Raw genomic sequence first — 12340 nt, 5'->3', positions numbered from 1 at the left:
CAGGAGGCACGGCACATGACCGACACGCAGCAACCAGGTGACCAGGCGGTCACCGCCACAGCCCCTGCGGACGCAGCCCCGGGCCTCCCGTCCGACGTGGACTGGACCGCCCTGCGGACGGCAGCGACCGCTGCCATGCGACGCGCCTACGCGCCGTACTCGTCGTTCCCGGTGGGCGCCGCGGCGCTCACCGACGACGGCCGGATCGTCTCCGGCTGCAACGTCGAGAACGCGAGCTACGGGGTGACGCTCTGCGCGGAGTGCTCGCTCGTGTCGCAGCTGCACATGACCGGCGGCGGCAAGCTCGTCGCGTTCACGTGCGTCGACGGCGACGGGGCGACCCTCATGCCCTGCGGCCGCTGCCGCCAGCTGCTGTTCGAGCACTCGACCGAGGGCATGCTCCTCGAGACGGTCTCGGGCATCCGCACCATCGACGAGGTCCTGCCCGAGGCGTTCGGGCCGCGCACCCTCGCCACCTACCAGCAGGAGCACTGATCCACATGGCCGTCGAGCCGTTCGACACCGTCGACCTCATCCGCACGAAGCGATCCGGCGGCGCCCTGAGCACCGCCGAGGTCGACTGGCTCGTCGATGCGTACACGCGCGGCTACGTCGAGGACCCGCAGATGGCCGCGATGGCGATGGCGATCTTCCTGAACGGGATGGAGCGGCGCGAGGTCAAGGACCTCACGCTCGCGATGATCGCGTCGGGGGAGCGGATGTCGTTCGGGTCGCTCGGCAAGACGACCGTCGACAAGCACTCCACGGGCGGGGTCGGCGACAAGATCACGCTGCCGCTCGCACCGCTGGTGGCGTCGTTCGGCGTCGCGGTGCCGCAGCTGTCCGGCCGCGGCCTCGGTCACACCGGCGGGACGCTCGACAAGCTCGAGTCGATCCCCGGGTGGCAGGCTGCGCTGTCGAACGACCGGATGATGGAGATCCTGTCCGACGTCGGCGCGGTCATCTGCGCCGCTGGCTCGGGTCTCGCACCCGCCGACAAGAAGCTGTACGCCCTGCGCGACATCACCGGCACCGTCGAGTGCATCCCGCTCATCGCGTCGAGCATCATGTCGAAGAAGATCGCCGAGGGCACCGGTGCGCTCGTGCTCGACGTGAAGTTCGGTTCCGGTGCGTTCATGCCGACGTACGAGGCGTCGCGCGAGCTCGCGCAGACGATGGTCGACCTCGGGAACGACGCCGGGGTGAAGACCTCGGCGCTGCTGACCGACATGGAGGTCCCGCTCGGGCTGACGATCGGCAACGCGCTCGAGGTGCGGGAGTCGGTCGAGGTGCTGGAGGGCGGCGGTCCGGCCGACGTCGTGGAGCTGACCGTCGCGCTGGCCTCCGAGATGCTCACGCTGGCTGGACTGCCGGACGCCGATCCCACCGCGGCGCTGGCGGACGGTCGCGCGATGGACACCTGGCGCCGGATGATCTCCGCGCAGGGTGGGGACCCCTCCGCCGCGTTGCCGGTCGCTCGCGAGCAGCACGTCGTCACCGCGCCGTCGTCCGGTGTGCTGGCGCAGCAGGACGCCCTGCCGTTCGGCGTCTCGGCCTGGCGCCTCGGCGCCGGTCGTGCCCGCGCGCAGGACCCGGTGCAGGCCGGGGCGGGCATCGAGCTGCACGTCAAGCCCGGTGACACCGTGACCGAGGGGCAGCCGCTCTGGACGCTGCACACCGACGACGCCTCGCGGATCCCGCGCGCGCTCGAGTCGCTCGAGGGTGCGTGGTCGATCGGCTCGTCCGACGCTGCCGTGGCGGCCCGCGGGCCGATCGTGCGGGAGCGCATCGCGGGCTGAACGCGACCGTCCGACCGACTGGAGGCTCTCCGCACACGTGTGGAGAGCCTCCAGTCTGTGCACGGGTCTGTTGTGCACAGGTGCCTGCGCGCGGTCGCTGACCACCGATAGCCTGGTCGCATGAGCGCCGACGCCCCGACCTACCGCCTGCCCGACGCCGGAGCGGTCATCAACGACCTGCCGAAGGTCTCGCTGCACGACCACCTCGACGGCGGCCTGCGCCCCGCGACGATCGTCGAGCTTGCCGGTGCCGCGGGTGTCACGCTGCCGACCACCGACCCGTCCGAGCTCGGGCAGTGGTTCGCCGACCAGTCGAACTCGGGCTCGCTCGTCGAGTACCTGAAGACGTTCGACGTCACCATCTCGGTCATGCAGACGGCTCCGCAGCTGCACCGCGTCGCGAAGGAGTTCGTCGAGGACCTGGTCGCCGACGGCGTCGTGTACGGCGAGGTCCGCTGGGCCCCGGAACAGCACCTGCAGGGCGGGCTGACGCTCGACGAGACGGTCGAGGCCGTCCAGGCCGGCATCGAGGAAGCGGTCGACGCCGCGGGCGGGCGCATCCGCGTCGGCCAGCTCGTCACCGCGATGCGCCACGCCGACCGCTCGCTCGAGATCGCCGAGCTCGCCGTCCGGCACCGTGACAACGGGGTCGTCGGCTTCGACATCGCCGGTGCCGAAGCCGGGTTCCCCGCCTCGAACCACCGTGCCGCGTTCGACCACCTCGCATCCGAGCTGTTCCCCGTCACCGTCCACGCGGGCGAAGCCGACGGACTCGCCTCGATCCGGTCCGCGCTCGTCGACGGCCGCGCGCTGCGCCTCGGGCACGGCGTCCGGATCTTCGAGGACGTCACCCTCTCCGACGCCGGTGACGGCTCGACGCTGGCCTCCCTCGGCGAGGTCGCGTCGTGGGTCCGCGACCGCGAGATCCCGCTCGAGGTCTCGCCGTCCTCCAACCTGCAGACCGGTGCGATCGCGGCCTGGGGCGACGACCTCGCCGACCACCCCTTCGACGTGCTCTACCAGCTCGGCTTCCGGGTCACGGTGAACACCGACAACCGCCTGATGAGCGGGACGTCGCTGTCGAAGGAGCTCGCACTGCTCGCCGGCACGTTCGGCTACGACCTCGACGACCTGGCGGCGTTCCAGATCAACGCGGCGCTCGGCTCCTTCCTGCCGCTCGAGGACCGCGAGGAGATCATCGCGACCATCACCTCCGGGTACTCGGAGGCCTGACGCATGGGACTGCCGCCGCTGCCGGACGCCGCCGTGCTCCTCGGGGCCACCGCGCCCACCTGGCGTGACGCGATGCGCCTGGCCGGCGGCGCGCTCGTCGCGTCCAGAGCCGCGACCGACGAGTACACGGACGCCATGATCGGCATGGTCGAGGAACACGGGCCGTACATCGTGATCTCGCCGGGCCTGGCGTTCGCCCACGCCCGACCGGGTGGCGCGGTCCTCGGCGACGGGCTCGCCGTCGTGACCCTCGAAGCACCGGTCGCGTTCGGCCACCCGCACAACGACCCGGTCCGTGTGGTCCTGGGGCTCGCGGTCGCCGGGGTCGGCACGCACCTCGAGTCCATCGGCGAGATCGCGAACCTGTTCAACGACCAGGCCGTCACGGGGCGGATCGCCGACGCGACGACGGCGGACGAGGTCCGCACGATCATGGGGGTGTCCGCGTGAAGATCGTGACCATCTGCGGCGCGGGCATCGGCTCGAGCGGGATCCTCAAGGTGAACGCCGAGAAGGCGTTGTCCGCCCTCGGACTGCAGGCATCGGTCGTCGCGGCCGACGTGGCCTCCGTGCGCGACGTGTCCAACGACGCCAACGTGATCCTCACCAGCCAGGAGTTCGTCGAGGCGATCGGCGACACCTACGCCGAGGTCATCGTGATCCGGAACCACTTCGACCAGGGTGAGATCACGGCGGCGGTGGACCGGGCGCTCGGCGAGCACTGAGGCGGGTGCGCCGGCGGCCGCTGTGCCGGGCGTCGGCCCTTTAGAGTTGGGGCATGAGCACCGAGAACCCGCTGAACGACCCCGCTGCCGACCCGTTCGAGGTCGCGCGCGACGCTGCCGCCGTCATCGCCGCGAAGTCCGGCATCGAGCGGCACGACATCGCCCTGACCCTCGGCTCGGGCTGGGGCAAGGCCGCCGACATCATCGGTGAGACCGTGTCCGAGATCCCGGCGGACCAGGTCCCCGGGTTCAGCGCCTCGGCGGTGCCCGGACACTCCGGCACCATCCGGTCGATCCGCCTCGCCGACGGCCGCCACGCGCTCGTCATCGGCGCACGCACGCACTACTACGAGGGCCATGGCGTCCGCCGGGTCGTGCACAGCGTCCGCACCGCCGCGGCCACGGGTGCCACGGTCATGGTGCTGACGAACGGCGCTGGTGGCATCAAGGAGCACTGGACGCCCGGTACGCCCGTGCTCATCAGCGACCACATCAACCTGACCGCCGACAGCCCGCTCGAGGGTGCGACGTTCATCGACCTCACCGACCTGTACTCGGCCCGGCTGCGTGACGTGGCGCGGTCGGTCGACCCGTCCCTGGACGAGGGCGTCTACACGCAGTTCCGCGGCCCGCACTACGAGACCCCGGCAGAGGTCCAGATGGCCAAGGCCATCGGCGGACACATCGTCGGCATGTCCACCGCGCTCGAGGCCATCGCCGCCCGTCAGGCGGGCATGGAGGTCCTCGGGTTCTCCCTCATCACGAACCTCGCCGCCGGCATCCAGAAGACGCCGCTCTCGCACACCGAGGTGCTCGAGGCTGGCAAGCAGGCCGAGCCCGTGATCGCGGACCTGCTCGCCCGCGTGGTGACCGCCCTCGGGCAGCCGGCGTCGTGAAGATCGATCTCGACCACGTGCTCGGCACGGCTCGGTCCTGGCTCGCGCAGGACCCGGATCCGCAGACCCGCGACGAGCTGACCGCCGCGATCGACGCCGCGTCCGACGGCTCCGGTCCGGCCGTGCAGGCACTCGCCGCACGGTTCGGCGGACGGCTGCAGTTCGGTACCGCCGGCCTCCGCGCCGAGCTCGGCTACGGACCGCTCCGCATGAACCGGGTCGTCGTGTCGCAGGCCGCTGCCGGTCTCGCACGCTTCCTGATCGACACGGGCCGGTCGCGTAGCGTCGTGATCGGGTACGACGGCCGGGTGAACTCCGACGTCTTCGCGCGCGACTCCGCCGAGGTCATGCGCGGCCTCGGGCTCGAGGTCACGCTGCTGCCGGTCGCCCTGCCCACGCCGGTGCTCGCGTTCGCCGTGCGGCACCTCGACGTCGGCGCCGGGGTGATGGTCACCGCGAGCCACAACCCGCCCCGGGACAACGGGTACAAGGTCTACCTCGGCCAGGACGACGACGGGTCGCAGATCGTGCCGCCGGTCGACGGTCGCATCGCGGACGCCATCGACGCCGTCGCCGCGGGGTCGATCACGGACCTGCCCCGGGGCACCGACTACAGCGTCGCGTCGTCCGCGCTGCTCGACGCCTACGTGGCCGCGACGGCCGCCACGGTGGCGACGCCGACCCTGCCGCTGCAGGAGCAGCCCACGGTCGTGTACACGGCGATGCACGGTGTCGGGTGGGAGACCGCACGCGCGGTGTTCGCCGCCGCCGGGTTCGCGTCGCCCGCGGTCGTGCCGGAGCAGATCGAGCCGGACGGAGCGTTCCCGACCGTGTCGTTCCCGAACCCCGAGGAACCCGGCGCGATGGACCTGGCGATCGCCCGCGGGCTCGCCGTCGGCGCAGACCTCGTCATCGCGAACGACCCCGACGCCGACCGGCTCGCGCTCGCGATCCCGGCGGTCTCCGACTCCGGGGCTCCGACCTACCGCCGCCTGTCCGGCAACGAGGTCGGGTGGCTGCTCGGGTGGCAGGCTGCCGTCCGCGCGTCGGAGACCGGCGCCACGGGCACCCTCGCGGCGTCGATCGTCTCGTCGCCGGCGCTGGCCCGCGTCGCCGCCCGCCACGGTCTGGAGTACCGCGACACCCTGACCGGCTTCAAGTGGGTCTCGCGGGTCCCCGGGCTGCTCTTCGGGTACGAGGAGGCACTCGGCTACCTGGTGGACCCGTCGGTCGTCCGCGACAAGGACGGCATCTCGGCGGCACTGGCGCTGCTGTCGTTGGCGTCGGACCTCGCCGCTGCCGGATCGTCGATCGCCGGGCAGCTCGACGCCTTCGCCGCCGAGTTCGGGGCGTTCGCGTCCGGGCAGGTCGCGACCCGCGTCGACGACCTGTCCCGCATCGGGGAGATCATGGCGTCGCTCCGGTCCGCGCCGCCGTCGTCGCTCGGCGGGCTGGACGTCCGCACCGTCACGGACTACGTCGACGGGGTGGAGGGCTTCCCGCCGTCGGACATCCTGCGCTACGACCTGACCGGTGACGCGCGGGTGATCGTCCGACCGAGCGGCACCGAGCCCAAGGTCAAGGTGTACATCGACACCGTCGCCGAGACCCCCGCCGAGGCCCAGCGCCTCGTCGACGCCCTGGCGGCGTCGGTCCGCCCCTTGGTCTCCTAGGGCCGCTGCCCGGATCGTTCGTGTCGTGCCCCGGTAGCGCTCCGCTCGTTCGTGTTGCGCCCCGCTGCGGGCATCGCGCCCCGACTCTTCGGGGCGCGATGCTCGCAACGGGGTGCGCTGCCCCGTGGCCTGTCCACAGATCGCGCGGACCCCGCTCGCGACGGACTGTGCGTCGCGATCATCGGAGCATGGAACACGAACCCATCTCGACCGTCGGCCTCGCGCAGGACCCCGGTCGTGCGTCGGCGATCCGTCGCGCAGCGGATGCCGGCGACCTCGTCCGGGTGCACCGTGGCACGTACATCGGGTCGGGCGAGTGGGCGTCGATGACGGAACGCGAACGACATCGCATGCTCGTGCGGAGTGTGCTCGCCGGCGGGACGGGCTCCGTCGTGGTGTCGCACCGGTCAGCGGTCGCCATGCTAGGACTTCCGTGGATCGGGGCGTTCGGCGAGCGTGTCACGGTGACCGACCCGTCCCGGGACCGGGGCCAGGTCAAGCGGAGCGTCCAGCGCATCGGCAGCGCCGGCCGGCGACCGTCCTCGGTCGAGGTCGACGGTGTGCCCGTCACGACGTTGACCGAGACCGCGGTCGACGTCGCCCTTCGCGAACACCCGTGGCGCGCCATCGTCGTGCTCGACGCGGTGCTGCGGCGCGGCGTCGAGCGGGCGACGATCCTCGAAGCGCTCGGAGGTCGTCGTGCTCGCGGGCATCGACGCGCGCGGGAACTGGTCGAGTACGCGGATCCGCTCGCCGAGTCACCGGGGGAGAGCATCACACGGTGGGGGGCGCACGTGCTCGGCGCTCCCGACCCGGTACTGCAGCAGGAGTTCCGGCACGACGGCCTGCTCCGCGACCGGGTGGACCTGTGGTTCGCGGAAGCCGGGGTGATCGTCGAGTTCGACGGGCGGGTGAAGTACGACGACCCGCGGCGAGGGCGTACAGCGGCAGACGCCCTGGTCGACGAGAAGCGGCGGGAGGACCGTCTCCGCCGCCGCCGTGGGGTCAACGGCTTCGCACGGGTGATGTGGTCGGACGCGATGCCCGCGGGGCAGCTCCCGCGGATCCTGCACGACGCCGGAGTGCCGCTCGGCCCGAACTGGAGTACTGCCTGGCGTCATGCTGCGATCCGCGCCCTCTGACGGTCATCGCGCCCCGAAGAGTCGGGGTGCGATGACCACAGCGGGGCGCAACCCGAGCTGACGGTCCGCGTGCGACCGCCGCGCGCGCCTACGCCAGCTCGAGCAGCACGTGACCGGAGGAGACCGTCTGGCCGACCGGGGCGTTCAGCCCGGTGACGACGCCGTCCTTGTGGGCCTGCACGGGCTGCTCCATCTTCATGGCCTCGAGCACGACGAGCAGGTCGCCCTTCACCACGGTGTCACCCTCGGCGACCGCGAGCTTCACGACGGTCGCCTGCATCGGCGACGCGACGGACCCGCCGGACTTCGCGATGCCGCCCTTGACCGCCGACGAGCGGCGCTTCGGGGGAGCGGAGGGACCGGCCGGACGACGACCGGCGACTCCGGCGGCGGCACCGCCACCGACGATCGACGGCATGGTGACCTCGATGCGCTTGCCCTGCACCTCGACGACGACGGAGTCGCGCGAAGCCGGTGCCGGCAGTTCCTCGGGGGAGCCGCTCCACGCCGGGATCTCGTTGACGAAGTCGGTCTCGATCCACTGCGTGTACACGGAGAACGGCGAGGAGTCGTCCGTCGCGAACGCCGGGTCCGACACGACCGCACGGTGGAAGGGCAGCACGGTCGGCAGGCCGGTGACCTCGAACTCGGCCAGTGCTCGACGCGAGCGCTCCAACGCCTCGGCACGGGTGGCGCCGGTGACGATGAGCTTCGCGAGCATGGAGTCGAACGAACCGGACACGACGTCGCCGCTCACGACTCCCGAGTCGACGCGGACACCGGGCCCGGACGGCGCGTTGAACGCGTGCACGGGGCCGGGCGCGGGGAAGAAGTTGCGGCCCGGGTCCTCGCCGTTGATGCGGAACTCGAACGAGTGCCCGCGGGGCGTCGGGTCGGAGTAGTCGAGCACGCCGCCCTCGGCGATGCGGAACTGCTCGCGCACCAGGTCGATGCCGGTGACCTCTTCGGACACGCAGTGCTCGACCTGCAGGCGGGTGTTGACCTCGAGGAACGACACCGTGCCGTCGGCGCCGATCAGGAACTCGCACGTGCCGGCACCGACGTAGCCGACCTCGCGCAGGATCGCCTTCGACGACTCGTACAGTCGCTCCTGCTGCGCGTCCGTCAGGTAGGGCGCGGGCGCCTCCTCGACGAGCTTCTGGTGCCGGCGCTGCAGCGAGCAGTCACGCGTCGACACGACGACGACGTTGCCGTGCTCGTCCGCCAGGCACTGGGTCTCGACGTGGCGCGGCTTGTCGAGGTACTTCTCGACGAAGCACTCGCCCCGACCGAACGCCGCGATGGCTTCACGCGTCGCCGACTCGAACTGCGAGGCGACCTCGTCGCGCGTCCGTGCGACCTTCAGGCCACGGCCACCGCCGCCGAAGGCCGCCTTGATGGCGACGGGCAGGCCGACCTCGTCGGCGAACGCGATGACCTCGGAGGCGTCCTTGACGGGCTCGATGGTGCCGGGGGCGAGCGGCGCGCCGACCTTCTCGGCCACGTGGCGCGCGGAGACCTTGTCACCGAGGCGCTCGATCGAGTCGGGCGACGGGCCGATCCAGGTGAGTCCGGCGTCGATGACGGCACGGGCGAAGTCGGCGTTCTCGGCAAGGAACCCGTAGCCCGGGTGCACGGCGTCCGCGCCGGACCGTCGGGCGACCGAGATGATCTTGTCGATGACGAGGTAGGTGTCGGCGCTCGTGGTGCCGTTCAGCGCGTAGGCCTCGTCGGCGAGGCGGGCGTGCAGGGCGTCACGGTCCTGGTCGGCGTAGACGGCGACCGATGCCTTGCCTGCGTCGCGGGCCGCGCGGATGATGCGGACGGCGATCTCGCCGCGGTTCGCGATGAGGACCTTGCTGATACGGGGCATGAGACATCAGCGTATTCGTGCAACGGGAGCACGAATTGACTGGCACCCACAAAGAACCGGGCCGAACAAGTGCGGATGTCTACAGTGACCAGAACTCGTGCCAGCGGACGCCGAAGCCGCGGAGGAGCATCGACCGCAGCACCGGCAGGGACAACCCGACCACCGCCGACGGCGCCCCGTCGATGCGCGAGATGTACGCCGCCGCAAGCCCGTCGATGGTGAACGCCCCCGCGACCTCGAGCGGCTCGCCCGTCGCCACGTACGCGTCGATCTCCTCGGCGGACAGGTCGTCGGCGAACGTCAGCACGGCGCTGTCCACGGCGACCACGCGGTCGCCGCCGGCGGCCAGGGCCGACCCACCGGGCGCGACGTCCCCCAGCTCCGGCACGCCGGCAGGAGACGTCACCAGGCTGCGGACGGGAGGCACGGGGCGGGCCGCATCCGGGCCTCCCGTCCGTCCCGTGGCCGGGTCCAGGTCGCGGCGCCGGTCGTCGCGTCGTCGATCGATCACGCAGTGCCCACTCCACAGCGTCCCGCCGCCGGCGGCGAGCATCTGCCGCCAGCGCTCCCGGGCCACCGACGGGTCGTGCGGCTTGCCGTACAGGCGCCCGTCGACCTCGAAGGCGGAGTCGCCGCCGAACACGAAGCCGTCGACCGGCGACCCGGCGACGTCGGCGTCCGCGACGGCCGATGCCTTGGCGACGGCCAGCAGCGACACGAGCTCCGGGCCGGTCAGGTCACGGCCGAGCGCGGTGGCGGCAGCGGACGCCGCGGCGTCCTCGTCGACCCCGGGCGACACGAGCACGGGCTCGATCCCGGACTGGGCGAGGAGTGCTCGGCGGGCGGGGGATGTACTCGCGAGGTACAGACGCATGGGACCATCGAACCATGGGTGAATCCGTCGGAACGCTGCTCGAACTCGACGTCACCGGGATCGCCCACGGCGGCATCTCGGTGGCACGGCACGAAGGCCGGGTGGTCTTCGTCTCGGACGCGATCCCCGGGGAGCGCGTCGTCGCCCGGGTGACCGAGGACCGGAAGAAGTCGTTCTGGCGCGCCGACACCGTCAGCGTCGTCACCCCGAGCGAGCACCGCGTCGACCACGTCTGGGCCGAGGCCGCGCTCGACCGCGACCCCGAGACGCGCCCGGGCGGTGCCGAGTTCGGCCACATCGCCCTCGCCCACCAGCGCACGCTGAAGCACGACGTGCTCGTCGACTCGTTCTCGCGCTTCGCGCACACCGACCTGACGGAGGTCCTGGGATCAGACGTCGTCGTCGAGGCGGCGCCCGGTGACGACGCCGCGAACGGCCTCGGCTGGCGCACCCGGGTCCGGCTGCACGTCGACGAGCACGGCACCGCCGGCCCGTTCGCCGCGCGCTCGCACTCCGTCATCCCCGTCACCAGCCTGCCGCTCGCGAACGACGCCGTGCAGGAGAGCGCGCCGCTCGGCCGTGGCGTGATGCCCGGCTCGTCGGTCATCGACGTGCTGGCACCGAGCGGCTCCGAGGGGGCGCGCCTCGTCATCGACGAGCAGAAGCCCACCGTGGTGACCGAGGTCGTGGGGGAGCGCACCTTCGAGGTGGACGACAACGGCTTCTGGCAGGTGCACCGTGCCGCGGCGTCGGTGCTCACCGAGGCCGTGCAGGACCTGGTCGACCGCGACCGACTCGACCCCGAGGGCACCCACCTGGACCTGTACGGCGGCGTCGGCCTGCTCGCCGCCGCACTCGGCGACCTCGTCGGCCCGAAGGCGCGCCTCACGAGCGTCGAGAGCGCCGCACGCGCGACCGAGCACGCGCAGGAGAACCTCGCCGAGTGGCTCGGTGCGCGCGCCGAGACCGGCCGGGTCGACCGCTGGCTCGCGACCACGGTGGCGAACGCCTCGCGCGCCGAGAAGGACCGGTTCCGCGCCGGCACGATCGTCCTCGACCCGCCGCGCGCCGGTGCCGGTCGTCAGGTCGTCGAGCAGATCGCGGCCCTGCACCCGTCGCAGGTCGTCTACGTCGCCTGCGACCCCGTCGCGCTCGCCCGCGACGTCGCGACGTTCGCCGACCTGGGGTACAAGCTCGAGGCGCTGCGGGCGTTCGACCTGTTCCCGCACACGCACCACATGGAGGCCGTGGCGCGCCTGACGCCCGCGCGGTGACGGGCAACCGGGCGGTTTCGTCCGCGTGGCGCGTCCGGTTTCCCCGGACCTGAGTCCAGCCTGGGTATCCTGGGCGCTGATGGCGATCCGGTTTCAGGGGCCGGGGACGCACATCGGAACGAGAGGCCACAGTGGGAGCAGGAACGACAACCGCAGCCGAGACGTCGGGCACGGCCACCAGGCCGGTCCGGGTCGCGATCGTGGACGACCACGAGTCCGTGCGACTCGGGATCCAGGCGGCGTGCCAGAACGAGGGCTTCGAGGTGGTGCTCACCGCCGCGAGCGTGCCCGAGTACGTCCAGAACCTCGACGGGCGCGAGGTCGACGTCGTCGTCCTCGACCTGTCCCTCGGTGACGGCTCGACCGTCACCGAGAACGTCAAGGGCGTGCAGGGGACCGGCTCCGCCGTGCTCGTGCACTCCATCGCGGACCGCGTCGCCAACGTCCGTGAGGCACTCGCAGCAGGGGCTGCCGGTGTCATCCCGAAGTCGTCCGCCACGAAGACGGTGATGGCAGCGGTCGCCACCGTCGCGCGTGGTGACGTGCTGAACAACCTCGAGTGGGCGAGCGCCATCGACGCCGACCGCGACTTCGCGAAGGCCCAGCTCGGCCGACGCGAGCGCGAGATCCTGCACCTGTACGCCTCGGGCCTGCCGCTCAAGCTGGCGGCGCAGCAACTCGGCATCGGGTACTCCACTGCCCGTGAGTACCTCGACCGCATCCGCGTGAAGTACGTCGAGGTCGGTCGCCCGGCCCCGACGAAGGTCGACCTCCTGCGACGGGCGGTCGAGGACGGCATCCTCCCCGGGCTCGACTCGGGCATCGACCCCGACGGCGACGGTCGCTGAACA

Annotated in this window: 12 protein-coding genes; 10 read left to right on the top strand and 2 right to left on the bottom strand. The window is 72.0% G+C overall.

All coding sequences use genetic code 11. The annotated features are described in order from the left end of the window. Nucleotides 1–15: 15 nt before the first annotated feature. The 8 genes from DEJ14_RS12305 (at nucleotide 16) to DEJ14_RS12270 (ending at nucleotide 7468) form a co-directional block, all read left to right on the top strand. The gene (locus DEJ14_RS12305) at nucleotides 16–495 is read left to right on the top strand and encodes a cytidine deaminase (protein WP_111086619.1); all 480 of its coding nucleotides are present in this window, start codon (nucleotides 16–18) and stop codon (nucleotides 493–495) included. Between the two features lie 5 nt (nucleotides 496–500). Next, nucleotides 501–1799, top strand: a complete 1299-nt coding sequence (locus DEJ14_RS12300; protein ID WP_111086618.1) for a thymidine phosphorylase — start codon at nucleotides 501–503, stop codon at nucleotides 1797–1799. 120 nt (nucleotides 1800–1919) lie between these two features. After that, nucleotides 1920–3032 carry an adenosine deaminase gene (locus tag DEJ14_RS12295; RefSeq protein ID WP_111086617.1) on the top strand — a complete coding sequence of 371 codons (1113 nt, stop codon included), beginning with the start codon at nucleotides 1920–1922 and terminating at the stop codon, nucleotides 3030–3032. 3 nt (nucleotides 3033–3035) lie between these two features. Then, nucleotides 3036–3482 carry a PTS sugar transporter subunit IIA gene (locus DEJ14_RS12290; RefSeq protein WP_111086616.1) on the top strand — a complete coding sequence of 149 codons (447 nt, stop codon included), beginning with the start codon at nucleotides 3036–3038 and terminating at the stop codon, nucleotides 3480–3482. Further along, on the top strand, nucleotides 3479–3757 hold the full coding sequence (locus tag DEJ14_RS12285) for a PTS sugar transporter subunit IIB (RefSeq protein ID WP_111086615.1): 279 nt from the start codon (nucleotides 3479–3481) through the stop codon (nucleotides 3755–3757). Before DEJ14_RS12290 ends, DEJ14_RS12285 begins: the two co-directional genes overlap by 4 nt. A 53-nt stretch (nucleotides 3758–3810) precedes the next feature. Further along, complete coding sequence (locus tag DEJ14_RS12280) at nucleotides 3811–4653, top strand: purine-nucleoside phosphorylase (protein WP_111086614.1); 843 nt, start codon at nucleotides 3811–3813, stop codon at nucleotides 4651–4653. Continuing rightward, complete coding sequence (locus tag DEJ14_RS12275; RefSeq protein ID WP_111086613.1) at nucleotides 4650–6326, top strand: phospho-sugar mutase; 1677 nt, start codon at nucleotides 4650–4652, stop codon at nucleotides 6324–6326. Before DEJ14_RS12280 ends, DEJ14_RS12275 begins: the two co-directional genes overlap by 4 nt. 188 nt (nucleotides 6327–6514) lie before the next feature. Next, the gene (locus tag DEJ14_RS12270) at nucleotides 6515–7468 is read left to right on the top strand and encodes a type IV toxin-antitoxin system AbiEi family antitoxin (RefSeq protein ID WP_111086612.1); all 954 of its coding nucleotides are present in this window, start codon (nucleotides 6515–6517) and stop codon (nucleotides 7466–7468) included. A gap of 88 nt (nucleotides 7469–7556) precedes the next feature. On the opposite strand, the gene DEJ14_RS12265 is transcribed toward DEJ14_RS12270, so the two are convergent. Further along, a complete protein-coding gene (locus DEJ14_RS12265) occupies nucleotides 7557–9341 on the bottom strand; it encodes an acetyl/propionyl/methylcrotonyl-CoA carboxylase subunit alpha (protein WP_111086611.1) in 1785 nt (594 codons plus the stop codon). A gap of 79 nt (nucleotides 9342–9420) precedes the next feature. Further along, nucleotides 9421–10215, bottom strand: a complete 795-nt coding sequence (locus DEJ14_RS12260; RefSeq protein ID WP_111086610.1) for a Maf family protein — start codon at nucleotides 10213–10215, stop codon at nucleotides 9421–9423. 14 nt (nucleotides 10216–10229) lie between these two features. Between DEJ14_RS12260 and DEJ14_RS12255 the strand changes: the two genes are divergently transcribed. Beyond that, a complete protein-coding gene (locus tag DEJ14_RS12255) occupies nucleotides 10230–11489 on the top strand; it encodes a class I SAM-dependent RNA methyltransferase (RefSeq protein WP_111086609.1) in 1260 nt (419 codons plus the stop codon). Nucleotides 11490–11620: 131 nt separating this feature from the next. After that, complete coding sequence (locus tag DEJ14_RS12250; protein WP_111086608.1) at nucleotides 11621–12337, top strand: response regulator transcription factor; 717 nt, start codon at nucleotides 11621–11623, stop codon at nucleotides 12335–12337. Nucleotides 12338–12340 lie beyond the last annotated feature (3 nt).

Origin of the sequence: Curtobacterium sp. MCJR17_020 (genome assembly GCF_003234365.2) — a bacterium.
GTDB lineage: Bacteria > Actinomycetota > Actinomycetes > Actinomycetales > Microbacteriaceae > Curtobacterium.
The sequence above is the reverse complement of the archived record's forward strand: the minus strand, read 5'-3'. Positions and strand labels throughout refer to the sequence as shown.